The organism is Bacillus sp. FF-1 (genome assembly GCF_028548245.1).
Lineage (GTDB): Bacteria > Bacillota > Bacilli > Bacillales > Bacillaceae_G > Bacillus_A > Bacillus_A paranthracis.
Window position 1 is genome coordinate 648,444 of the sequence record NZ_JAQQGG010000003.1, and the last position, 21,959, is coordinate 670,402.

The 21,959-nt window shown below is 33.3% G+C and carries 29 protein-coding genes and 1 pseudogene; 10 read left to right on the forward strand and 20 right to left on the reverse strand.

Annotation, left to right across the window (positions count from 1 at the left end):
* Positions 1 to 17: 17 nt before the first annotated feature.
* A complete protein-coding gene (locus PQF83_RS13805) occupies positions 18 to 395 on the reverse strand; it encodes a hypothetical protein (protein WP_001998405.1) in 378 nt (125 codons plus the stop codon).
* Between the two features lie 90 nt (positions 396 to 485).
* Here PQF83_RS13805 and PQF83_RS13810 point away from each other — a divergent pair, with 90 nt between their 5' ends.
* A complete protein-coding gene (locus PQF83_RS13810; protein ID WP_000941483.1) occupies positions 486 to 1,313 on the forward strand; it encodes a DUF2785 domain-containing protein in 828 nt (275 codons plus the stop codon).
* Between the two features lie 14 nt (positions 1,314 to 1,327).
* Here the strand turns inward: PQF83_RS13810 and PQF83_RS13815 are convergent, their stop codons facing one another.
* The 10 genes and pseudogenes from PQF83_RS13815 to PQF83_RS13860 form a co-directional block, all read right to left on the reverse strand.
* Positions 1,328 to 1,534: a hypothetical protein gene (locus tag PQF83_RS13815; protein WP_001248905.1), complete on the reverse strand. Its 207-nt coding sequence runs from the start codon at positions 1,532 to 1,534 to the stop codon at positions 1,328 to 1,330.
* Positions 1,535 to 1,597: 63 nt separating this feature from the next.
* Positions 1,598 to 1,790 (reverse strand): annotated as a pseudogene (locus PQF83_RS13820) (hypothetical protein); the annotation flags it as partial.
* Between the two features lie 138 nt (positions 1,791 to 1,928).
* Positions 1,929 to 2,384: a GNAT family N-acetyltransferase gene (locus tag PQF83_RS13825; RefSeq protein ID WP_001222931.1), complete on the reverse strand. Its 456-nt coding sequence runs from the start codon at positions 2,382 to 2,384 to the stop codon at positions 1,929 to 1,931.
* 71 nt (positions 2,385 to 2,455) lie between these two features.
* Positions 2,456 to 2,800, reverse strand: coding sequence for a DUF6176 family protein (locus PQF83_RS13830; protein ID WP_001100205.1), 345 nt, complete (start codon positions 2,798 to 2,800; stop codon positions 2,456 to 2,458).
* 2 nt (positions 2,801 to 2,802) lie between these two features.
* Positions 2,803 to 3,591, reverse strand: a complete 789-nt coding sequence (locus PQF83_RS13835) for a GNAT family N-acetyltransferase (protein WP_000736739.1) — start codon at positions 3,589 to 3,591, stop codon at positions 2,803 to 2,805.
* Complete coding sequence (locus PQF83_RS13840; RefSeq protein WP_000516428.1) at positions 3,588 to 3,920, reverse strand: cupin domain-containing protein; 333 nt, start codon at positions 3,918 to 3,920, stop codon at positions 3,588 to 3,590. The genes PQF83_RS13835 and PQF83_RS13840 overlap by 4 nt, the downstream gene beginning before the upstream one ends.
* Before the next feature lie 146 nt (positions 3,921 to 4,066).
* On the reverse strand, positions 4,067 to 4,219 hold the full coding sequence (locus PQF83_RS13845) for a hypothetical protein (protein ID WP_000600385.1): 153 nt from the start codon (positions 4,217 to 4,219) through the stop codon (positions 4,067 to 4,069).
* A 162-nt stretch (positions 4,220 to 4,381) separates the two neighbouring features.
* Positions 4,382 to 4,861 (reverse strand): CPBP family glutamic-type intramembrane protease, encoded by a 480-nt coding sequence (locus PQF83_RS13850; RefSeq protein WP_000879945.1) that lies wholly within the window; start codon positions 4,859 to 4,861, stop codon positions 4,382 to 4,384.
* Positions 4,862 to 4,894: 33 nt separating this feature from the next.
* A complete protein-coding gene (locus PQF83_RS13855; RefSeq protein WP_000036958.1) occupies positions 4,895 to 6,208 on the reverse strand; it encodes an HlyD family efflux transporter periplasmic adaptor subunit in 1,314 nt (437 codons plus the stop codon).
* A complete protein-coding gene (locus PQF83_RS13860; protein ID WP_000823107.1) occupies positions 6,201 to 8,417 on the reverse strand; it encodes a peptidase domain-containing ABC transporter in 2,217 nt (738 codons plus the stop codon). The genes PQF83_RS13855 and PQF83_RS13860 overlap by 8 nt, the downstream gene beginning before the upstream one ends.
* A 185-nt stretch (positions 8,418 to 8,602) precedes the next feature.
* Between PQF83_RS13860 and PQF83_RS13865 the strand changes: the two genes are divergently transcribed.
* The 3 genes from PQF83_RS13865 (at position 8,603) to PQF83_RS13875 (ending at position 9,299) form a co-directional block, all read left to right on the forward strand.
* The gene (locus PQF83_RS13865) at positions 8,603 to 8,794 is read left to right on the forward strand and encodes a hypothetical protein (RefSeq protein WP_000775177.1); all 192 of its coding nucleotides are present in this window, start codon (positions 8,603 to 8,605) and stop codon (positions 8,792 to 8,794) included.
* A 98-nt stretch (positions 8,795 to 8,892) separates the two neighbouring features.
* Entirely contained in the window at positions 8,893 to 9,069 is a 177-nt protein-coding gene (locus tag PQF83_RS13870; protein ID WP_000421056.1) for a hypothetical protein, read from the forward strand.
* Positions 9,063 to 9,299, forward strand: a complete 237-nt coding sequence (locus PQF83_RS13875; RefSeq protein ID WP_000236389.1) for a hypothetical protein — start codon at positions 9,063 to 9,065, stop codon at positions 9,297 to 9,299. The genes PQF83_RS13870 and PQF83_RS13875 overlap by 7 nt, the downstream gene beginning before the upstream one ends.
* A 527-nt stretch (positions 9,300 to 9,826) precedes the next feature.
* Here the strand turns inward: PQF83_RS13875 and ald are convergent.
* Both ald and PQF83_RS13885 read right to left on the reverse strand, forming a co-directional pair.
* Positions 9,827 to 10,960 carry an alanine dehydrogenase gene (ald, locus tag PQF83_RS13880; protein WP_001219405.1) on the reverse strand — a complete coding sequence of 378 codons (1,134 nt, stop codon included), beginning with the start codon at positions 10,958 to 10,960 and terminating at the stop codon, positions 9,827 to 9,829.
* A 213-nt stretch (positions 10,961 to 11,173) separates the two neighbouring features.
* On the reverse strand, positions 11,174 to 11,965 hold the full coding sequence (locus PQF83_RS13885; RefSeq protein ID WP_002163505.1) for an SDR family oxidoreductase: 792 nt from the start codon (positions 11,963 to 11,965) through the stop codon (positions 11,174 to 11,176).
* Positions 11,966 to 12,112: 147 nt separating this feature from the next.
* On the opposite strand from PQF83_RS13885, the gene PQF83_RS13890 reads away from it, so the two are divergent.
* Entirely contained in the window at positions 12,113 to 12,571 is a 459-nt protein-coding gene (locus PQF83_RS13890; protein WP_001066673.1) for a universal stress protein, read from the forward strand.
* Between the two features lie 55 nt (positions 12,572 to 12,626).
* Here PQF83_RS13890 and PQF83_RS13895 read toward each other — a convergent pair whose 3' ends face one another.
* Entirely contained in the window at positions 12,627 to 13,298 is a 672-nt protein-coding gene (locus tag PQF83_RS13895) for a hypothetical protein (protein WP_000052602.1), read from the reverse strand.
* 78 nt (positions 13,299 to 13,376) lie between these two features.
* On the reverse strand, positions 13,377 to 14,072 hold the full coding sequence (locus tag PQF83_RS13900; protein ID WP_001252896.1) for a hypothetical protein: 696 nt from the start codon (positions 14,070 to 14,072) through the stop codon (positions 13,377 to 13,379).
* A gap of 95 nt (positions 14,073 to 14,167) precedes the next feature.
* Between PQF83_RS13900 and PQF83_RS13905 the strand changes: the two genes are divergently transcribed.
* Positions 14,168 to 14,347: a hypothetical protein gene (locus tag PQF83_RS13905; protein ID WP_000342760.1), complete on the forward strand. Its 180-nt coding sequence runs from the start codon at positions 14,168 to 14,170 to the stop codon at positions 14,345 to 14,347.
* A gap of 44 nt (positions 14,348 to 14,391) precedes the next feature.
* Here the strand turns inward: PQF83_RS13905 and PQF83_RS13910 are convergent, their stop codons facing one another.
* The 3 genes from PQF83_RS13910 to PQF83_RS13920 form a co-directional block, all read right to left on the reverse strand.
* Positions 14,392 to 14,745: a DUF3139 domain-containing protein gene (locus PQF83_RS13910; protein ID WP_000720046.1), complete on the reverse strand. Its 354-nt coding sequence runs from the start codon at positions 14,743 to 14,745 to the stop codon at positions 14,392 to 14,394.
* Positions 14,746 to 14,843: 98 nt separating this feature from the next.
* Complete coding sequence (gene argH / locus PQF83_RS13915; protein ID WP_000041262.1) at positions 14,844 to 16,232, reverse strand: argininosuccinate lyase; 1,389 nt, start codon at positions 16,230 to 16,232, stop codon at positions 14,844 to 14,846.
* On the reverse strand, positions 16,229 to 17,434 hold the full coding sequence (locus PQF83_RS13920) for an argininosuccinate synthase (protein ID WP_000727589.1): 1,206 nt from the start codon (positions 17,432 to 17,434) through the stop codon (positions 16,229 to 16,231). The genes argH and PQF83_RS13920 overlap by 4 nt, the downstream gene beginning before the upstream one ends.
* A 166-nt stretch (positions 17,435 to 17,600) precedes the next feature.
* Between PQF83_RS13920 and PQF83_RS13925 the strand changes: the two genes are divergently transcribed.
* Complete coding sequence (locus tag PQF83_RS13925; protein ID WP_000417212.1) at positions 17,601 to 17,918, forward strand: hypothetical protein; 318 nt, start codon at positions 17,601 to 17,603, stop codon at positions 17,916 to 17,918.
* A gap of 28 nt (positions 17,919 to 17,946) precedes the next feature.
* Here the strand turns inward: PQF83_RS13925 and PQF83_RS13930 are convergent, their stop codons facing one another.
* On the reverse strand, positions 17,947 to 18,141 hold the full coding sequence (locus tag PQF83_RS13930; RefSeq protein WP_000910278.1) for a hypothetical protein: 195 nt from the start codon (positions 18,139 to 18,141) through the stop codon (positions 17,947 to 17,949).
* Between the two features lie 841 nt (positions 18,142 to 18,982).
* Between PQF83_RS13930 and PQF83_RS13935 the strand changes: the two genes are divergently transcribed.
* On the forward strand, positions 18,983 to 19,645 hold the full coding sequence (locus PQF83_RS13935; RefSeq protein ID WP_001244531.1) for a YitT family protein: 663 nt from the start codon (positions 18,983 to 18,985) through the stop codon (positions 19,643 to 19,645).
* A gap of 31 nt (positions 19,646 to 19,676) precedes the next feature.
* Here the strand turns inward: PQF83_RS13935 and PQF83_RS13940 are convergent, their stop codons facing one another.
* Positions 19,677 to 20,510, reverse strand: coding sequence for an EcsC family protein (locus tag PQF83_RS13940; protein WP_001256867.1), 834 nt, complete (start codon positions 20,508 to 20,510; stop codon positions 19,677 to 19,679).
* A gap of 136 nt (positions 20,511 to 20,646) precedes the next feature.
* Here PQF83_RS13940 and PQF83_RS13945 point away from each other — a divergent pair, with 136 nt between their 5' ends.
* Complete coding sequence (locus PQF83_RS13945) at positions 20,647 to 21,282, forward strand: DUF1796 family putative cysteine peptidase (RefSeq protein WP_001053724.1); 636 nt, start codon at positions 20,647 to 20,649, stop codon at positions 21,280 to 21,282.
* Between the two features lie 222 nt (positions 21,283 to 21,504).
* Positions 21,505 to 21,939 (forward strand): NUDIX hydrolase, encoded by a 435-nt coding sequence (locus PQF83_RS13950; protein WP_000283488.1) that lies wholly within the window; start codon positions 21,505 to 21,507, stop codon positions 21,937 to 21,939.
* The last annotated feature ends 20 nt before the right edge of the window (positions 21,940 to 21,959 follow it).

The window sequence follows — 21,959 nt, forward strand, 5'->3', positions numbered from 1 at the left end:
GTGAGTGCTGCCTTTTTCTATTTCCGCTTTAACACCATCTTCTCTTCATACTTATCATCCCATTTAATCACAATCTCTATCGGTTCATCTTTAGATAGAGGCGCACAACTTACACAAGAAGACTTCATTTCAATCTTTGCTCCTTTATGATTTTCTGACGTTTGTGTCATTGTGCTAAAGGCTCCATTAATAGCAATCTCTAAATTTTTAAATTCTGTATTTCCATCTCCGCCCTTATACTGAAATGTAAACATTCCATCTTCACTGTCATCCTTAATATGGCCTTTATATTGTCCCGTCCAACTTTTGCTCTCGCTAGAAAAAGTAACATACCAAATCGAGCAGCTTCCTAAAAAGAAAATACTAATGAAAAAGAATAATGCTCTCTTCATCATGCCCCTCCATTCAAATGCACTTATTTATTGTCTATTTCTTCCTTCTATTATACTATTAAAATACAGAATTTTCTAAAATAGGAGGTTTATATGTTACAACAACAGTTAGAAGAAATTCGTAATAATAATTACATGCTGGATAACAAAGTTAACATTGATTCTTTAAGTTCCAATATGCTTGAACATATCGGTGTTACTGATAGCTATTTAAGAGACAAACTTATTTACTCTACTTTTTATCATCTCATCAAAAAGGAATACCTTTCACACACGCAATTACAGAAACTACTATTAGAAAGCATCAGTGAAAAATATTTATTGTATAAGATTCATTCGGCTGATGAAGATGCGGTATTTACGCGAGCATTTACAACATTATTAATTGCCCTCATTATTGATGCTGATACAAATCATAATTTCTTATCACGGACTGATATTTCAAATGTAAAAGATCAACTAATTCTATATATGAACAACGAACATGATTTCCGGGGATATGTGCAAGACCACGGCTGGGCACATAGTATCGCTCATGCTTCCGATACATTTGAAGCGCTTGTTCGTAGTCCTAAACTGGAAACTTTATGTTACGAAGAAATATTACAAACTTTATTAAACAAAGTCTGTGTCCATTCTATTTACTACAAATATGAAGAAGACGAGCGTCTCGTTTATCCGATTGTGGCAATGCTACAAAATGGTCTAAAGGAAGAAGTACTCCTATTAGCCCTTCATGACTTAGTAGCTCAATTACCCGTCAAAAAACAAACATTACATATTGAATCGTACGAGTACTTATACGGAAATGTAAAATCTTTCTTACGTAGTTTGTTTTTCCGACTACGCACACTGTCTATATGTGAAGAAACCGAATGCAAAATTGAAAAATTGCTCCAAGAACTTCCAAAATATTATTAAAAAAAGAAGGCCACTTAAAAAGTGCCTTCTTCTATTTCACTAATATTTAATTGAAATTTCACGATCCAAACTGAGAAAAGGTGGACAAGAAGCGCAAACGCCATACATGCTCCGCTTAAAAAAGTTAGTATAGGATGCGAATACACGTGCCCTAATCCATAAGATATCGCCACGAAAAACATTGTTATGTAAATATAAATTGCTCCATGTATTTGCCTCATATAAACCTCCTTTTCATATAGTATAACATAAATTTTCTGATTATTCACATTAATAGACTGTAATTAATATTTCTCAACTGTTACACCTCTAACAGCCACTTTAATATATGGCGCTCCTTGTAAACTTTGTAAATCCTCTGTTTTACCTGTTACAATTACACCTTATATTGGTAGGTCTTTTGGTTTTCTGTTTTTTATTTCTTTATAGTCTGTCCTAAAAGATTCTTAATATCCCACTTTTATTTTCACTTAAAGATATCCAAATACAGCTTTTCTACATTTTTATCATAATAAAAAGCACATCTATTTTGATGCGCCCTTCACATATACTTTAGTAACATATAAATCACTTTTTTGAAATAAAGACTCTCACTCATCTCTCTCCATACTATCGTTATGACTTAGTTTCCATAATAATTGAACGAGGATAAAACCCCAGCTTTTCATAAAACGATACAGCTTCATTTCCGTACACTACTGTTAATTCAATTTCATCTATCTTCTTCGCTTTAAACCATTCCACTGCACTATTCATTAATTTCAAACCAAATCCGTTTCCTCGGTGTTTTTCATCAACGAATAAAACTTCAATCTTTCCGTTTACACTTTTGCTATATGCTATACAACATCCTAATATATTATCTGTTTCCGTCTCAACTAATAATTCAATTCTATACTCTCCGTACTTTGAATTTTGTTTATAATTTTCAATACGTTCCTCAAATGACATTCTTGGATAGTCACCAGAAAAATGTTTTGATGTATTATTATGATATTCATGCAATTTATTTAAAGGTTCTCTTATTACTTCTATTTCATTGAGAGTGATATATTTATTACTAATTCTCATCCTACAGCATCTCCAATAATGTATATTCAACCAAAAAGATGACCATTTTACGGTTACAAAATACCAATCTATTATTTCATCGCATCCTTCACAACATCTTGAATCATAACGACTTCTGTTTTCATATCAACAGAGGGTGCTTCTTCATCAATACATTCATACCAAAATTCCAAATGCTTTTTATCAATTTCATGATGAGAATTTTCGACAAGAGCCCCGCCTTCTCCTTGCACAGAATACCAATATAAGTACTCTTCTCCATCTCTTATTTCCCGGAAAATTGTCTCAACGTACATCTTTTCGTCGTTTAATGTCAAAAGCACTTCTTTCATATTGTCATTCAGAAGCTGCATCCATTCATCTACACGATGACTTTTACCAGGCTTCACTTTAAATCTCGTTAATTCCACATTCATTTTTATTCCCCCGTTTTCTTCCGTACAAATAATCTATATTCTATTGGATTATGAAAACTTAATTTGCTAGCTAATTTTCGCGAAGAAGTATTGTCTACATAACAATCCCAGCACGGTATAATATCATTTTGCATGCAATATTCAATAAACCTTGCTGCAACAGCTTGAGCTAATCCTTTCCCTTGATATGCTTTATGCGTCACAATATCAATTTCAGCAAATCCGTTTCCACTAAATATTGAAACACATTCCGCTACAATCATTCCCTCTAGTTCTATACAAAATCCAAAACCATCGTTTAAAAATGTTTCTTTTGATCCCCAATATTCTTTGTAGTACTCCTCAGTAAATTCACTGCTTCGTTCTATATATCTTCTATCAATACGCTTCACTTCATATGTATTTTTGTTACAATCTCGTTTTCTCTCTTCAAAGATTACGCTTTGAAACTTCATTCGCGGGATGTTTCGAAGTACATGACTAAAACGTTCTTCTATCATCATTTCCCACTCGTCACTCGAAGAGAACAATGTAAATCTCTTCTCTGTTTTTTCAATAGCCTTTTTTATAAAAGAAAATAAATCTTCGTTGTAATTTTGATCATCAGTATGACCAAATAAATAATAAATGCCATTCGCTGTACGAATTAGTCCTGCTGTTAACTTCTCGTTTACAAAAACATCACCATCTATCACTTGATCACATACCGCATAAGCAAACGTCGTCGTTTTTGTATGGCTTTCTAAAATTGGAAGGATTTTTCTATACTCGGCTACGGATAATTTTTTCATAATTGCTCCACTTTAATCGTATCCGCCTCTATATGTTCAAAACAAAGATTTACCGTTCTCTTTAATGCTCTCGTTCTATGAATCGTACATGCTGGAATTAAAATAGAATCATTCGGCTTTAATACCGCTGTTTCTCCATCTTCAAAATCAATAAGTAATTCTCCCTCTAACACAATAAATAATTCATCTGAATTAGAATGATAGTGCCAATCATATTCACCAGTAAACACAGCGATTCGTAAGCAATGACTATTTACATTTGAAACGACGAAGTTTTTATGTTGCTCTTGAATGTCTTTTGTTAGCTCCATTAAATTTATTTTTCCCATAGAATCTCTCCCCTTTACACCCTTTTATATACTTATCTTAAAATTAGCATAAGAGGTATTTTACTAACAAGAAAAAAATCCCATATTCTGAAATCAAAAAAGATCCCTAATCTTTCCTAACTATAAGAAAAATTAAAGATCTTTTTTTATTTTATCGGAAATGTACTATCTCCAGCAGAAAGTACACCTTTCGTATAACCTTTTGCAAAATCAGGCAATCCAATAATAAGTACTGCGGTTACAATTCCAATACCAATACCTCTTAGTTTCGGATTATTCTTCTTTTTACCTAAAATCATTGTAATAATTCCTACTATAAGGGGTCACCATATCATTTCGGGAAAATTGTACGTTTAGATACAATCCAAGTGTTTTCTGTACGTTAAGAAATATTTGTCCAGGAAATCATCATTTATCCAACAAACCAATATACGCAATCTATATAATCAAACTATTATTTATTAGAAAACATTTGCAATAACAACAATAGAATTATGTAATGAGTGAATCAAAAAAACAATCCAAAAAGCAGATATTGTAACTTTAACTTTTTCATTCTTTTTTTGATATACCCAATAAGCGTAATTATATAATACCCCAATTATTGCTGTAGCAACTATATAAGTAATACCCTCTGGATGACTTAATCCAAATATAATTGATGCGATTAAAATAATAAGATAATCAAAATCTTTAATAAAAGGAATACAACTTAATACCCAAAATAAAAACACCTGGTAAATTACTGTTTCATATATAGGTGCCGCAAATACACCTACTAATATCTGTATGATAGCTGGTTCTTCCTTTATCGGATGTTGTTTTAATGGTGGTAAAAATAAATCTAATGGTATTACAACTAAAAATGTCCCCAATACTATAAGCAATACAAACCAAATTACAGGTAAATTAAACATAAATTTATTTAGTTTCGCTAACATATACCTATTTCTCCTCGTTTTTATTAAGTTATACTAATTAGAAGTCAAATCTAGTTTTCTCAATATAAATTTCCATATAGGTTCTTCTCCTATCACTATAGAAGCCCTGCCTACCATCCCTGTATGCAACTCATATAATTCTTTAGTATCAATTGTCCCTTCTAATTCATATACATAGGCTTTTGAATCTTTATCCAAAATTGGATGTGCTGATAAATATGTCACTTTTCCTATTTGTTTATCCGTCTTTTTTAACTTAAATGAATATTGAATTTTATCTCCTTTTTTAATCTCTTTTATATCTTGAGCTGACAACAAAATTCTTACCCTTTTTTCATCTTCCTTTGGAATAATTGAAACTATCTCTTCACCAGATTCAATCAAATCACCTGTCTGTATGATAGAAGGAAATTGTACAATACCATCCTTTTTTGCTTTTATAATTGTCATTTCATTTTGACTTTGTAATCCATCTATTTCTTGTTTATTCACAAATATTTCCTGATCTAAAGATTCAATTCGTTGATTAACTGAAGTAATAGCATTTTCTTTATATTGATTTAAAACATCTCTTTTTTGTTCTTGTTTACCTTTCCTAATAATATCAACCTTATTTCTTTCATTTTCTAAACCTTTTTTTCTCTGTTCAATTTGCTTTTCAATACCATTTTTTTGGGAATCTAAGGACCACTCTTTATCATCCAATAATTGTTTTTGTTCTTCTAATAATTTTCCTCTCTTTTTTTGTTTATCAATAGACTCTATTTCTCTTTGAACATTGTCTTTTTCCATAATTAATCCTTGTAAAATCTGATCTTGTTCATTTGATAATTTACTATTTTCTATTACTTCTATTTCATTTTCCTTTTCATTTTGTAAAGATTGGTATCCCTGTTCATATGTTTTATACTCTTCTTTAATTTTTGTATCTACTCCATTAGAAAAAGAAAATTGATGTACTTGAATACTTTTTTTTAATTGTTCCAACATCCCTCTTTTTTCTTCTAAATATTTCACAATTTGATTCACTTGATTTTGTCTATTAGTTAATTCTTGATTCTTTAATTGAATCAAAATATCACCTTTTTTTACCTCATCCCCTGATTTAACTTTAACATTATCTACAATACCTGCTATTTCAGTTTTAGATACACTTATATCCGTTTTACCTTGTATTATTGCAGTTCCTTTACTAACAACATCAAACTTCCCAACATATGCCCAAATCATAAAACCTATTAAACTCAAAAAAAGCAAGGATAATAATACAGCAATAAACCGAGGTGGTTTTCTTTCTAATAGCTCCACACTATCTGTAAATTGATCAAAAGAATAGATTTTACTCATATTGATCACCCCTCATTGCATAAAATTGTTGTTCTATATGCTCTACATGAACTGTTTGATTCTTCCAAAGACGATAATATTCACCTTTTTTAAATAATAATTCTACATGTGAACCTTCTTCTATAATATTACCCTTTTCCATTACAAAAATTTGATTTGCATGTTCAATTGTACTTAAACGATGAGCAATCATAATTACTGTTATTCCTTGTAAACCTAATTCTTTTAACATATCTGTAATATGTTTTTCAGTTGTAGAATCTAAATTACTTGTTGCTTCATCTAAAATCAATATATCCGGTTTTTTCAATAAGGCTCTCGCAATTGCTAAACGTTGTCTTTGTCCACCTGATAAATTCGAAGCATTTTCCTCCAGAGGGGTTTCATAACGCAAAGGTAAATCACTAATAAAATCATGAACACAAGCCTGTTTACATACTTGAATAATTTCTTCTAATGAAACAGAATTGTTAAGTCCAAATCTTAAATTATCATAAATAGATCCACTAAAGAAAAAAGATTCTTGTGATACATACGCAATTCGTTCTCTCAATGCTGTTCGATTTATCTCTTTAATATGATAATCATCATAATATATTTCACCTTGTTGCGGTTCATAGTAGGACATTAATAATTTTGAAATTGTTGTTTTACCTGAACCACTTTCCCCTACAAAAGCTACTTGACTACCTGGTTCAATAGAAAAACTTATATTATTTAAAACATTCTTACGTGTTCCATAGCGAAATGTAATATTCGAACACTTAATTTTCCCAGATAAATACTTTGGAAAAACTTTATTATGTTCTTTTTCATCTTTTTCTATATCCAAATCAAATATTTCATTTAATCTTTCCCCTGCAACCAATGCAGATTGCATAGTAGGTTGAATTCCTATTAAATTTTCAATAGGGTTTAGAAAATATGCCAAAAGTGCATTATACGTAATCAATTCACCTATTGTCATATTCCCCTTTAATACTTGCATAGCACCCACCCAAAGAATAATTGTACCACCAATCAATTCAAGTCCTGTCTTAATAGAACCCTGTAAATTCAATAACATTCCTTTTTTAAATATATATCTAAGTAAATTAACAAAACGACTTTCTGTTTGATAGAACACTTCTTTTTCAGCATTATAAGATTTTACAGTTGCAATCCCATTTAAAGACTCTATTAAATACGATGTTAACTTTGCATTACTTTCCATTTCCTTACGATTAATACGTTGATATGGTTTATGAAATACAAATATAATCCCTATATAAAATGGAATTAATAATAATGTAATTCCGAATAACATTGGACTATGTGCATATAATAAAATTGCACCTAATAAAACCATTACAGTATCAATCATTAATGTAATAGTTACATTTGATAAAGCATCACGTATTTTACCAGCATCCATAAACCTTGAAATAATTTCACCTACTTTTCTGGTTTCAAAAAAATTCATAGGTAAATTAATTACATGACGATAATATTCAAGTACTAATTGAACATCAATCCTTCGACTCAAATATAAAATTAAATGTGTTCTAAAATAAGAAAGTAAAACTTTAAAAATATACAAAACAATAACTCCAACAGAAATAATATGAAGTGACTGTATTAACTGATTAACTACAATATCATCTATTAAAAATTTAAAATAAAACGCTCCCAATAATCCGAATAAATTTAAGAAAATGGATGCTAAAAATATAGGAAAAAGCAAAGATTTTTGTGTTTTTAGTAATACTAAAAAACGTGATAATGTTCCTACATCCTTATTTCCCGTTTGAAAATTTTGACTAGGAACTAATAATACTAATATTCCAGTCCAAATTTTGCAAAAATCATCTCTCGAATATACCACTAACCCTTCAGCCGGATCAGCTACATATATTTTTTGCTTTTTTATTTTATAAACCACTACATAATGAAGTAATCCTCCTGGCATAACAACATGTGCAATTGCAGGTAAAGGAATTTCATTTAAAGCCTCTGAATCAGTTGCTTTAACACCTTTTACCTCAAAACCTAATTTTTCACCAGATTCAATTAATCCTTGTACATTTGTCCCTTCTAAATCTGTTCCAGCAATTTCTCTAATTTTTGATATAGCTACAGAAAGACCATAATAACGAGAAACCATTGAAAGACAAGCTGGCCCACAATCTTTTAAATCCTGTTGTTTGACACAAATAAATTTTCTTTTCAAGTTATATCCTACCCTCTTATTCCTATGTAAAATTTAATAAGTAAATTATATAATTATAAATTTCAAATTTTAAAAAATATGTAAAATTGCATATTAAAATATGTATATTACAATATATAATCAATATTGTTATTAATTTCAAAAATTAATGCAATTTCAACACATTATAATTAGGAGGAAATATCATGAAACTAAACACAACAAAATTACAGGAAATGAACAAAGAGGAAATTGAAAAAGTAAATGGTGGAGTAAGTCCTTTTGACATGTATACAATTGGATCAGAACTTTGGAAACTTGCTAAGGAATATGGAAAAGGACCAGGTCCATCAATGGAAATGCAATACAAACATGGCATGCCAGGCGGTAAATGGTAATAATAATTAAAAATATCCCTATCAATTTATATAATTGATAGGGGTATTTTATAAATTAGAACACATAAAAAATCTATATAATAAGGGGAATTTTAATCGTGGAACTAAAAAAAACAAAATTAAAAAATCTTAATAAAAAAGAAATAGAAAAAACTAATGGCGGAGCTATAAATGTTAACAAATGGATACGTGAACAATTCGAATCATACACAAAAGGACCAGGTCCATCAATGGAAATGCAATATAAACATGGTATGCCAGGCGGCAAATGGTAATAAATAAAAATGCCTCTATCAATTATATAAATTTAAAAAGAAAAAATACTAATATATTAAAAGAAGAAATAACAATGAATAAAAACAAATGTACTCTACTTTCAAAAAAAGAATTATTAAACACAAATGGTGGTAAAACAACATTTGTAACAACTTCAACTAATGCATCTTATTATCCTATAAAATGGGGTAAAGAACTTGGACGATGGATTGGATCAAAAATTAAATAACAAAAAGACAGCAATAACTCAGCTGTCTTTTCTTTCTTAGGCCTCATCACATTCTATTTTTAGGCATCTATGTATTACAAAATATATAAACTGAAATAAGATACGGATAGTATCAAAATAAGAAAAAAACTAAAATCGAAATTCTTTTTCTTATTCTCCAATGTAAAATTTTGAATATTAGTTTACTTTCATATCCTTTTAAACATTACTTTTCCACTGAATCCCTAATATCCCCAACTTATACAACAAAAATATACATTCAAATTACAATAAATAAAGAAGATTTTCTGGACAAATGTCTCTTAACGTACAGGAAACACTTGAAATGTGTCCAAATTGTGTTTAAACGTACAATTTTCCCGAAATGATATGGTAACCCCTATAAGCAAAACAAATGACAAAATATCATAAATATCCCCCATGTTGTGCCTCCCATTCTCATCCTAATTTCTTATTATATATATTATAAGATGTTTTTATTTTAAATAAAAGCCCTCCTAAAAAAAGGAAGGCTACATATATTTTAATTATGATAAAGCAGGAGCTTTTTCAAGAAGCTCTTTCGCATCAGCGTATTGTAAACCGTGAGCTTCTGCAACTGCTTCGAATGTTACGTATCCATCTAATGTGTTAATACCTTTTAGTAATGCAGTGTTGCCTAAGCAAGCATCTTTGTAGCCTTTGTTCGCAATTTGTACTGCATATGGTACTGTTACATTTGTTAATGCAAGAGTTGATGTACGTGGAACCGCACCTGGCATATTAGCAACTGCATAATGAACAACGCCATGTTTTTCGTAAGTTGGGTTGTCATGAGTTGTAATACGGTCAGTTGTTTCGAAAATACCACCTTGGTCAATCGCGATATCTACAACGACAGAACCTGGTTCCATTGATTGAATCATTTCTTCTGTTACAAGTTTTGGCGCTTTTGCACCTGGAATTAATACTGCACCAATAACAAGATCAGATTCTTTTACAGCTTCTGCGATGTTGTATGGATTAGACATTAACGTTTTTACTTGGTTACCGAAAATGTCATCTAGTTGACGAAGACGTTCTGCACTTAAGTCGATGATTGTTACATCTGCACCTAAACCTACTGCAATCTTCGCTGCGTTTGTACCAGCTTGACCACCGCCGATAATTGTTACTTTGCCGCGTTTTACCCCTGGAACGCCTGCAAGTAAAATACCTTTACCACCCTTGTTTTTCTCAAGGAATTGTGCACCGATTTGTGCAGACATACGACCTGCTACTTCACTCATAGGTGCAAGTAATGGTAATGAACGATTGTCTAATTGTACTGTTTCGTATGCAATTGATACAACTTTGTTATCAATTAATGCTTTTGTTAATTCTGGTTCTGGAGCTAAGTGTAAGTATGTGAATAAAATTAAACCTTCACGGAAATAACCGTATTCACTTGCTACTGGCTCTTTTACCTTCATAACCATATCTTGATTCCATGCTTCTTCAGCAGTTTCAACAAGTTTCGCACCAGCTTGTACGTATTCTTCATCCGTAAAGCCAGATCCTAAACCTGCTCCTTTTTGAACAAAAACTTCATGACCATTTTGTACTAAATGTACTGCTCCCGCTGGCGTCATTGCCACGCGGTTTTCATTGTTTTTAATTTCTGTTGGAATACCGATACGCATTATTAGTTCCCCCTTGAGTTATGAAATGACCCCTGAATCATTTTTTAAAGCGCTTTCTACGCTCTTATATTTTAACATAATATCTCAATATTTGACAAAAAATAATACAAGTTTTCCGATAGATTTAATTTTATATTAAAGGACAGTATTATCCGCACCTCTTTGCATAAAGGATAAACTGTCCAATTATTCGAAACTTCTCTTTATTTTTCTCTATCGATGTCTATGAATAACATCAACTGCACCAGTCACTTCAATAATTGTACCGGTAATCATATCGGAATCGTCCTCACATAAAAACGCAATCGTTCTTGCAATATCTTCACCTGTTCCAGATCTACCAACTGGTGTGTTACGTTCTTTCAACTGACGTGCTTCTTGAATCGTCGCTTCTTTCATTTCACCAATAATATCACCAGGACATACCATGTTTGCAGTAATACCATATTCAGCTTCTTCGTAAGCCACTGTTTTCGTTAATGAAACAAGTCCTACTTTCGCTGCGGCAAAAGCTGAACGATAAATCCATCCCGGTGCGCTATCCGCCCCTTGAAATCCGTAATTAATAATACGGCCAAAGTTCTGTTTTCTCATAATCGGAACGACAAGTTTCAACAAATGAAACACCGCTGTTAAATTACCCTGAATCATTTCATTCCATTCATCTTCTTCATAATCGACTAACTTTTTTCGTTCAAATACATATGGACCAGCATTATTAATTAAGAAATCGATTTTGCCAAAACGGCTTATCGCTTCTTCTACTATTTTATGTAAATCTTCCTTTTTCGTGACATCCGCTTGCACGAATTGTAGACGCTCTTCCATATTTTTATATGTTTCTTTCATCTTTTCCATAGCCGTGATATCGCTATGATATGTTACTGTTACTGAATAGCCTTTAGCCAATAATTTTTCTGTTACTTGCTTTCCTAAACCTTTCGTACCGGCTGTAATGAGCGCGTGTCTCACAAAACGGCCCCCTTTTAAATTGCTATAGTTCATATGTAACAAGTTCTCGCACCAATTACAACTAAAATGAATCAAAACAGAGTTTTCGAAATTCTGTAACGTTTCTGGCAAGCACATTACCAAAATTTGTTTTATAATAAAGTTGTAAACGGTAATAAAAATGATTGGGAGGAATTTACTATGAATAATACATATACAAATATTTTAATCGCGGTGGATGGTTCTAAAGAAGCAGAAAAAGCCTTTAAAAAAGCAATTCAAGTCGCAAAACGCAACAATGCAACATTAACTATTGCTCATATCGTTGATGTAAAAGCATACTCAGCAGTAGAAGCTTATAGCCGTGCAATTGCTGAACGTGCAAATCTATTTGCAGAAGACTTATTAGAAGACTACAAAAAAACTGCGCTTGAAGCTGGCCTTGAAAAAATTGAAACTGTATTAGAATTTGGTAATCCTAAATCAAAAATTTCAAAAGAAATCGCTCCAAATCATAAAGTAGATTTAATTATGTGTGGTGCAACTGGTTTAAATGCTGTTGAGCGTTTCCTAATTGGTAGCGTCTCTGAACATATTATTCGCTATGCGAAATGCGATGTCCTTGTTGTTCGTGGTGATGAGGAGCAAGGTGAGCTTTAATTTATAAAAATAAATAGGGTAAATAAGAGGCTTCTCTTATTTACCCTATTTTCATTTATACTTTTGGAATTCTGTAATCTGGATTATGCTGTTCCCAGCCACCTTGTGTATGTACACTCGTATCGCCATCACCATCTACCCATATTGTTCTCCCGTCAGGTAAAACTCTTTCATGGGGTGTTACATGATGCGTATTCGGGTTTTCCTCCGCTGTATATTCTGCATCCATTACTTCTGGAGCTGATGCTTGTGCTACACTATCACCTTCTACTCCGTCGGCGATTCCATCCACACCATCAACTATATCAATAACTCCAACTGAGAAGACGCCTACAGCTGCAACTTTAGCTAATTCTTTCCCTGCTTCTATTGCTTTATCAGTATCTCCTTCTCTTATTGCTTGTACAGTTTCAACTCCCTTTTCCGAAACATGTACAATCCCTTTTCCAATTGTCGTTGCTGTATCTTGAACTGTTCCAAGTATTTCTTCGTATCCTCGCTTCGCTTGCTGTTTATCATCTGTAATAAGACCACCTATAGCATCATACGTCCCATCAGCAAGATTCCCAACGATTTCCCCAGTTTTCACAGTAGCTTTATTAACACCTTTTCCAACATCCTTTATGAAATTACTGTTCGTAACTTCTCCTACTGCTTCTATCGCACCGCCCACTACTTCTGCTGTAACTTTAGCGGCTGCTTTAGTTACTAATTTAATTAAACTCATACCGCATCTCCTTTTTAATATCATTATATAAAACTATTGCGATTATAATTATATAGCTGTAGTCTATATAACTACAACTTATTTCACATACTTTACTATAAAGACAAAACAAACCACAACAACAATAACGATCGCCAACACATAAGGCGGAAGAAACTTCAAAGACCATAATGCCATCATAATCGTAGCTACTGTTAAATAAGATTGCCTTGCATCTTCTGTCATTTTTTTACGAAGGCAGAATACATACAAATAACCGATTGGCGGCGTAATAAAGCAAAGAACATATATAATTTTAGATTTCAAATACCATTTTTGTTCCCCAAGTTTCTGTATATCTTCTTCTATTCTCTTATGCTCTTGTTCTCTCGCTTCTTCTACAAGCGGATCTTCCTCTTCTCCTCGCTTTTCTTTCATATAAGGAAGAAAATGCATGAAAAAATAGTATGCAAATACGAACGCTCCAAATCCAATATTTAATCTTTCTATTGGAATATGCTCACTAAAAAAGACAGCAGTAAGCACTAAAGACAAACAGTACGTCATCATCCAAAATGAACGTTTTCTCTTTTTTCGTTCCATTTCTTTTTTATCTTGTACATGTTTTCTTTTCGAAAGCCATATCGAAATACAGCAGTCTACTACAAATAGAATAAAGATAAATATCCCGATATGTACTGTTTCTACATCCTCAAATGAAAAGATATTTGGGAATGCAACGTGCAATACAATTAGCGTATACAAAATTAACCCTATAAAATAAATACGTCTCATTTTCCATCCCTTTCTTATTTCCTAACATTACATTAACATACATTTTTTAGAAATAAACGGACAAAATATATATGTTTAGAAAAGGAGGGTGCTACATGGATGATTCTGAACGTATTATTTTAGATGTGAATGGGAAAGAAATCGAAATGTTAGATACGATTCGTACTCATTTTAAAGAGAAACATGGAGTTGAACTAAGTAACGGTGCATTGCTTAGAGATTTGATGGATATTGAGTATATTCGAATTACGGAAGATCGGCATAAGTATGATTAAAAGAAAACGACTGCAGGCGAATGCCATCAGTCGTTTTTCTTTCTTTATTTAAGCTCTTGATGCTTCCCGCCCATACCACCTGGCTCATTGCTATCTTGGTGTACAGTTACTTTATTGGTTTTCGCATCTTTCAAAACTCTATATGTATATGATTCGTTTGGTTCATCTTTAAACTGTACATTCATACCATAAGAATCCATTTTGCTATAAAAGGCCGGTTTTATATATAAAATATCACTTTCTTTATATCCTTTTTCTTGCAAGTGCCACATCGTTGCAAGAATCGCTTCCTCTCGCTTTACTTGTTCACCAACAAAGATATATTTGTCTAGGAGAAACACTTTAACATTTGCACTTAAGCTAATTAACAGTAAAACGATAAATATTATTTTTTTCATAGACTTCCCCTAAATTATTCTTTTTTACTATATCATAACTTAAATACTAGTAAAAAAGAAAGTACGCCAGACTTTAACAGACTGGCGTACTTTTTAACTCAATTCTTGATAACTTCTTTCGTTAATCCCTTCGCCTTCTCCAAAGCCTTTTCAATCTGTTCAAATCCTGTTCCACCAGCACTGTTACGACGCTTTACAGCTGCATATGGTGACAGCACTTCATACAAATCTTCTTCAAATAACGAGCTCATTTCTTTATACGTTTCAAGTGGTACATCTACTAAATAAATTCCTTTTTGTGTACAGTGCAGCACTAGCTTTCCAACAATTTCATGAGCTTGACGGAATGGTAGTCCTTTGTTTGCTAAGTAGTCAGCAATTTCTGTTGCGTTAGAGAAATCTTGCGTTACAGCTTGCCCCATTTTTTCTTTGTTGACAGTCATCGTCTCTAGCATGCCTGCCATAATATGAAGGCATCCTTCTACTGTTTTTACTGTATCAAACATTCCTTCTTTATCTTCTTGCAAGTCTTTATTGTAAGCGAGCGGCAATCCTTTCATTACTGTAAGTAAGCTAAATAAATTACCGTACACTCTGCCTGTTTTACCACGAATAAGTTCCGCCATATCTGGATTTTTCTTTTGCGGCATAATGCTGCTTCCCGTTGCGTATTGATCGCTCATTTCAATAAATTGAAACTCTTGGCTACTCCATAAAATAAGTTCTTCGCAAAAGCGTGATAAGTGCATCATAAGCATAGATGAGTTACTGAGGAACTCCAATATGAAATCGCGATCGCTTACTGCATCTAAACTATTTTCATAGATTCCATTAAATCCAAGAAGCCCCGCACTATATTCTCGGTCAATCGGGAATGTTGTCCCAGCTAACGCTCCTGCTCCTAATGGTGAAATGTTAATACGCTTTAACGAATCTTCATAACGATTCACATCGCGCTCTAACATCCAAAAATAAGCGAGAATATGATGCGCAAATGAAATTGGCTGGGCACGCTGTAAGTGCGTATAGCCAGGCATAATCGTTTCAATATTATTTTCTGCTTGATGAACAAGAACAGTTTGCAATTGTTTTGTAGCTTTTATAATATGCTCTACTTTTTCTTTTAAATATAAGTGCATATCTGTCGCTACTTGATCGTTACGACTTCGGCCAGTATGAAGTTTCCCGCCTACTTCACCGATTTTTTCAATTAACATCTTTTCGATATTTAAATGAATGTCTTCCGCTTCAACGGAAAAATGCAATTTATTTTGTTTCGCTTCTTCTAATAAATATTGAAGACCTATCTTTATTTTCTCTGCTTCTTCTTTCGTAACGATGCCTTGCTTTGCTAGCATCGTTACGTGCGCAATACTCCCGTTTATATCTTGATTTACTAATTGTTGATCGAAGGAGATGGATGCCCCGAACTCTTCAACCCACGCTTCCGCTTCTTCTGTAAAACGTCCGCCCCAAAGTTTGCTCACGCTTCCACCTTCTTTTGATTCACTTGGCTGTATACTTTCGTCGGTAAACCGAATAATGAAATGAATCCAACTGCTGCATCATGATTAAATTCATCCTGAGCTGTATACGTTGCTAATTTTTCATCGTATAAAGAGTACTCAGATTTACGTCCTTCTACAATTGCATGACCTTTAAATAATTTCACACGCACCATGCCTGTTACATTCTTTTGCGTTTCTTGTAAGAAAGCATGAAGCGCTTGTTTTAAAGGCGAGAACCATAAACCGTTATAAATAAGTTCTGTTATTTTTTGCTCAATCATCGGTTTAAAATGTGCTACTTCTTTTACGAGTGTTAAATCTTCAAGTTCTTTATGCGCCGTAATTAATGTCATTGCTGCTGGGCATTCGTATACTTCACGCGATTTAATACCGACAAGACGATTTTCTACGTGATCGATACGTCCAACGCCATGTTTTCCAGCAAGTGCATTTAACGTTTTAATAAGTTCTGAAAGTGGGTATGCAGTACCATTTAAAGTCGTCGGTACGCCTGCTTCAAAGCCGATTTCTACAAACTCTGGTTTATTCGGTGTATCTTCTAATGCTAATGTCATCTCATATGCATCTTCTGGCGGTGCTGCCCATGGATCTTCTAAAATGCCACATTCATTACTGCGTCCCCATAAGTTTTGATCGATTGAAAATGGGCTGTCTAAATTAATCGGAATTGGTACATTGTTTTCTTTTGCATAGGCAATTTCTTCTTCACGTGACCATTTCCATTCACGTACAGGTGCAATCACTTCTAAGTAAGGATTTAACGCTTGAATAGAAACTTCAAAACGAACTTGATCATTCCCTTTCCCTGTACATCCGTGTGCCACTGCAGTCGCTCCTTCTTGTTCCGCAATTTCTACTAATTTCTTTGCGATAAGTGGACGAGATAACGCCGAAACGAGAGGATATTTCCCTTCATATAACGTGTGTGCTTGCATCGCCATCAATGCATATTCGTTTGCAAATTCTTCTTGAACATCAATCATATATGATTTAATTGCACCTACTGAAAGTGCTTTTTCTTTTACAAATGCTAAGTCTTTACCTTCCCCTAAGTCTAAACAAAGCGCAATAATATCATAATTCTTCTCTTGTAACCATTTAATTGCAACGGAAGTATCAAGGCCTCCAGAATATGCTAATACAACTTTTTTCTTCTTCATTTTGCATCCCCCTAAAGAATAAATATTCATTTTCTTTTATAATAATTCACACTTTAACACCTTTTACAAAATGTATCAAGAGTCATTTTCAAATTTTTTCAAACAATTTCGTCGAACTTCTTTCTGTTTTTTTGTACAATATAAGCAGGAAAACGGGGGTGAACTTATGGAAAAGTATTTCTTATACGATGAACATCTCGGAATTGAAATTCCGCATTTACAAGAAGACTGGGAAGATATCCCCGAAAAAATGCAACATGCGATTTTATTAAAATGGGAACAAGTTCGCGGAAAGATTCCTGATCGTATAAAAGAACTCGAACATTATATTAATGCAAAACAGCATCACTTAAATAACGAAGAAGACTTCGAAATTTCTTGCAAACTGAATTCAGAAATTGCCGATCTCGCTTCCATCATTAATGACCTTTGGCTTTGGTATCGACTCACTCAAAATGTATCTGAGGGGAAAGCACACCAATAAAAAAAGCATGCCCCTCAATTACTTTGGGTCATGCTTTTTTGTCGTAACACGATTTACAATATATTTCTTGTGCTGTTTTTGCCAAACACACATCAAATGGACCAACTAATATACTTCTTTCTTTCGGCAACTTTACAAAAGCAACAAGCTCTTCTTCATATTGAATCTTTTTCTGACATGAAACGCATATTAACTCTTTTCTTTTAAACATGTCTTTTAACATATTCTCACTCTCCTCTTCATCTATCTATATTAATATACTCTCATAATAGCTAAAACTTGTAAAAAAATGACACATTCCAAAGTGAACGATTCATATACTATGTACAAAAGGAGGCCTTACACTTATGCGCGCTTTCGTTATTATCGCTTTAACTTTTTTAAGTGTGATTAGCTGGGATGCGTTTTTTAAAGATAAAAATACAACTGAATAGAAACTCTTCTTTTCTTACTTATTGGACAAACTAAAAAAACTGTCCAATTCTCCAAAATAACTTAGGCTTTTCTACAAAAATATTTAAACATAACAATTTTTGTAGATTTCCTCCGTTTATTGTCGGTTTCCATCCGCATACATTTTTTGAAAGTATGATATAATAATATAAATCTTGAAGGAAGGGATTTTGATATCATGATCGCTCGAAGGAGCATGTGGCATCGTATTGACGAATCATACACGTAGCGTATTTTCCAGCTCAGATACTTTAGTCTAGCGAAAAAAATACGAGAGTGGGGAAATTATGATTGCCCGAAGGATAATTTGGCAAAAAAAAGACTCTTCTTACACATAGCGTTTTGTTTAGGGCTTAATTGTTACTAGCTAAACAAAACAAAGAAGAGCAGGATTGCTAAATGAAGAATCCTACTCCACGTTTTGTTTAGTCGTTTTAAGACTTAAACTAAAACGAAAGTAGGGAGAATTGATGGACGAGAGGATTATTCGTTATTTCTTCAGCGACATATAGCGTAGTTAGTTTTTTCGTAAACTAACTGAAGCTACATGTGAGCTCGTAGTTAGTTTACAACACAAAAAGGACTACTAACTACGGAAAGAAGGAATAACGATGAGGAACATCCAAAGTCGACAAATTATTAAAGAAGTTTTTATGGTTTTAATCGGTTCATTTATTTTAGCAGCAGCGCTATATCACATTCACTTCCAAAACCACTTAACAGAAGGTGGCTTTGTAGGTATCGCACTATTCATCCAAAATTTTTATGATATTTCACCATCTATTTCAACTGTAATGATGGATATCCCAATTATTCTACTATGCGCTTCATTGTTAGGTAGAAAAATGGTTGGCTATTCATTCTTAGGTTCAATTTCATTCGGAGTATTTTATTCTCTTATGGAAAATTATTCTCCATTTACGGTCGATTTATCAAACAATTTATTTATAGCTGCAGTAGTTGGCGGTGCGTTAGCTGGTATTGGACTCGGTTTTATATTGCGATTTGGCGGTGCAACCGGTGGAGACGATATTTTAACAATTGTATTAAGTAAAAAAACACGTTTTACAATTGGGCAAATTTTCTTCGTCTTTGACGCGATTGTTCTTGCGCTTTCATTATATTATTTAAATTGGACAGAAATTGCTTTTACTATTCTTTCGATTGCCGTACAGGCAAAAACATTGGATTTAATTTATTATCCAAAAACAGAAAAAGCAGAAGAAAAGCAGCCAGTATCTATTCCAATGTCCAAAAAGCATGCAACAAATTAAAAAAGCGAAAGGCTTCGGCCTCTCGCTTTTTTTATGCTCTTTTTTCCTTCTCGACTATGTGGCGCACTTGATAAAATCTATTTGCAAATTCAGTAACGTTTCTTGTTAAACGATAATTCACTGTAGACCCGATTGCCATTCCAATTACCGGAATACCTTGGAATAATTTACGACGAAGAGCATAAATCGAAAATGTTTTCAAAATTTGTTTTAAAATAATTTCAGTCGAAGCTGGTTGTAACACCGCTTCATCTCCTTCGTAGAAGAAGGAATCTTCTTGTTCTAGCTCTTGCAGTAAATTGTACCATGCGTATTGCTGAAGTCTTCCTGGTAGTAATGACGCATGAAATACCTTTAACGCAAGCATCATTTCATAAGGCTTGTTCACATCATGTCCAAATGATGTTGCAATAAGTTGGACAGCCTTCACATTTAACGCAATCATAACCGGAAAATCAGCCGTTAATAATAATAAACCTCCAGCACCCGTTGCTCCGCCTTGTACGAATGAATATAGGCGATGGCGTGCTGTTTGCTGCTCTGCTATGTATGTTAATTGATCGATAGATAATGCTTTTAAATCCTCTAGTTGCTCAATCGATTCATCAAATAATCTCGATGTTCCTAAAATACGATTACGCGCCTCTAACTGTGATTGTGAACTTTGAATCAATGCATGCAAATGAAAGAGCCATCCATCTGCTTTCGTAAAGAAATCTTTTCGTTTTTTCTCAGGTAGTTTCGCAATTGTATTATGTATCCATTTATCAAACAGTTTTTGAAAATCAGTCGCTTCTTGCTCAACTAATTGCGATTCCCATTCTTTTATATTGTCTAAAATGGCTTGTTCTCGCTTCGATCGCATCGTAACAACCACCTCGTTCGATTTTTTTCTATTGTAACATATTTCTGCTTATTCTTTGCAAATATGCTTGTCTATCTTTATTCACATACCACTTTTAGTGACATAAAATATTAACAAAAAGGATGAGATAAATCACATGAATCTATCCGATATAAAAAAAGAATATCATGCAGTATTCAGTTTAGGACAAAACTGCTGGCCTGCTTGGGCGTTATATCAATTCAAATTATCACCATTTTTTGGCGTTATTGATTTTATGCTAAGCCCATCATTAGAAAAGGTGAATATATTATTACAAAATCGATTTGACCGTTTTTTACAGTTAGAAAACTTATCCTTCATCTCATTTTGGGATGATGATGCGAAATTAAGACTACGGGACAATCTATACGAAATCGACTCCTGCCACGACTTTAAAACAGATGTAAACACACCAACTTCTTGGCCTTCTTATACAGAAATTAAGTTAAATTATGAGCACCGAATTAATCGTTTTCTAACAACAATTGACACAGCACAATCCATATTATTTATTCGAACTGGAGGAACATACGAAGAAGCACGTTCCTTAGAACACATTTTATCTCAAATCGTTACACATACATTCTCTGTCCTATTACTCATTCCTGAAGATGTACCAACTGTTACGGAAGAAGATTGGGGATTGCAAAATATTTGCGTTATAAAATGTCCTATTATGGATGTATTTCAGTACAATGAAACATTTTGGAATGACTTATTTAATGGCATCGTAATTCGACCACATTCTTAAATACACGACACTTTTATTACGCAATACATTATAATCATCCTTATACAAAATAAAGTGAAACTTTAATCAGTGGGGGTTTTGTTCATCCCCACTGATTATCAGCCCTCACCAATCGGACTTTTACGGACAGCCCGACCCCCACCTAACTTCTTTGCTTCCGCTAAATTTTGAGGTGAGGGTCTTACTGCCCGTTAAAGCGGGATAAATAAGGAGTGATTGTATATGTATCCACGTGCAAAAGCTTTCGGTCTTGCTTTACATCACGAGCGGCTTCTCGTACAAGAATATCATACAGACGATGAAACATATTACCGGCCTCTTGGCGGTTCAATTGAACTTGGTGAAAAATCAGCACATACTGTTATTCGTGAATTTCAAGAAGAGCTTCATACAGAAGTGGAAATCACTGCTTATTTAGGTTGCTTAGAAAACATCTTTCATCTTGATGGAGAAATTGCTCATGAAATCATTCAGTTATATTCTTTACGCTTATTAGACACGTCACTATATGGAATGGAAGTACTGAATATACAAGATGAACAAACAGTATCGTATGCGAAGTGGATTCCCATTACAGCATTCATTCAGGAGAAAAAAGCACTATATCCAGATGGAATTTTAAACTGTATCCAAAAGAAAAAAGACGAAATCCTATAGGACTTCGTCTTTCTTTTCAT

Bases quoted from the DNA above. Each gene is read 5' to 3' on its own strand.
- PQF83_RS13805 (WP_001998405.1), bottom strand. From the start codon at position 395: ATGATGAAGAGAGCATTATTCTTTTTCATTAGTATTTTCTTTTTAGGA.
- PQF83_RS13810 (WP_000941483.1), top strand. From the start codon at position 486: ATGTTACAACAACAGTTAGAAGAAATTCGTAATAATAATTACATGCTG.
- PQF83_RS13815 (WP_001248905.1), bottom strand. From the start codon at position 1,534: ATGAGGCAAATACATGGAGCAATTTATATTTACATAACAATGTTTTTC.
- PQF83_RS13825 (WP_001222931.1), bottom strand. From the start codon at position 2,384: ATGAGAATTAGTAATAAATATATCACTCTCAATGAAATAGAAGTAATA.
- PQF83_RS13830 (WP_001100205.1), bottom strand. From the start codon at position 2,800: ATGAATGTGGAATTAACGAGATTTAAAGTGAAGCCTGGTAAAAGTCAT.
- PQF83_RS13835 (WP_000736739.1), bottom strand. From the start codon at position 3,591: ATGAAAAAATTATCCGTAGCCGAGTATAGAAAAATCCTTCCAATTTTA.
- PQF83_RS13840 (WP_000516428.1), bottom strand. From the start codon at position 3,920: ATGGGAAAAATAAATTTAATGGAGCTAACAAAAGACATTCAAGAGCAA.
- PQF83_RS13845 (WP_000600385.1), bottom strand. From the start codon at position 4,219: ATGATTTTAGGTAAAAAGAAGAATAATCCGAAACTAAGAGGTATTGGT.
- PQF83_RS13850 (WP_000879945.1), bottom strand. From the start codon at position 4,861: ATGTTAGCGAAACTAAATAAATTTATGTTTAATTTACCTGTAATTTGG.
- PQF83_RS13855 (WP_000036958.1), bottom strand. From the start codon at position 6,208: ATGAGTAAAATCTATTCTTTTGATCAATTTACAGATAGTGTGGAGCTA.
- PQF83_RS13865 (WP_000775177.1), top strand. From the start codon at position 8,603: ATGAAACTAAACACAACAAAATTACAGGAAATGAACAAAGAGGAAATT.
- PQF83_RS13875 (WP_000236389.1), top strand. From the start codon at position 9,063: ATGGTAATAAATAAAAATGCCTCTATCAATTATATAAATTTAAAAAGA.
- ald (WP_001219405.1), bottom strand. From the start codon at position 10,960: ATGCGTATCGGTATTCCAACAGAAATTAAAAACAATGAAAACCGCGTG.
- PQF83_RS13885 (WP_002163505.1), bottom strand. From the start codon at position 11,965: ATGAACTATAGCAATTTAAAAGGGGGCCGTTTTGTGAGACACGCGCTC.
- PQF83_RS13890 (WP_001066673.1), top strand. From the start codon at position 12,113: ATGAATAATACATATACAAATATTTTAATCGCGGTGGATGGTTCTAAA.
- PQF83_RS13895 (WP_000052602.1), bottom strand. From the start codon at position 13,298: ATGAGTTTAATTAAATTAGTAACTAAAGCAGCCGCTAAAGTTACAGCA.
- PQF83_RS13900 (WP_001252896.1), bottom strand. From the start codon at position 14,072: ATGAGACGTATTTATTTTATAGGGTTAATTTTGTATACGCTAATTGTA.
- PQF83_RS13905 (WP_000342760.1), top strand. From the start codon at position 14,168: ATGGATGATTCTGAACGTATTATTTTAGATGTGAATGGGAAAGAAATC.
- PQF83_RS13910 (WP_000720046.1), bottom strand. From the start codon at position 14,745: ATGAAAAAAATAATATTTATCGTTTTACTGTTAATTAGCTTAAGTGCA.
- PQF83_RS13920 (WP_000727589.1), bottom strand. From the start codon at position 17,434: ATGAAGAAGAAAAAAGTTGTATTAGCATATTCTGGAGGCCTTGATACT.
- PQF83_RS13925 (WP_000417212.1), top strand. From the start codon at position 17,601: ATGGAAAAGTATTTCTTATACGATGAACATCTCGGAATTGAAATTCCG.
- PQF83_RS13930 (WP_000910278.1), bottom strand. From the start codon at position 18,141: ATGTTAAAAGACATGTTTAAAAGAAAAGAGTTAATATGCGTTTCATGT.
- PQF83_RS13935 (WP_001244531.1), top strand. From the start codon at position 18,983: ATGAGGAACATCCAAAGTCGACAAATTATTAAAGAAGTTTTTATGGTT.
- PQF83_RS13940 (WP_001256867.1), bottom strand. From the start codon at position 20,510: ATGCGATCGAAGCGAGAACAAGCCATTTTAGACAATATAAAAGAATGG.
- PQF83_RS13945 (WP_001053724.1), top strand. From the start codon at position 20,647: ATGAATCTATCCGATATAAAAAAAGAATATCATGCAGTATTCAGTTTA.
- PQF83_RS13950 (WP_000283488.1), top strand. From the start codon at position 21,505: ATGTATCCACGTGCAAAAGCTTTCGGTCTTGCTTTACATCACGAGCGG.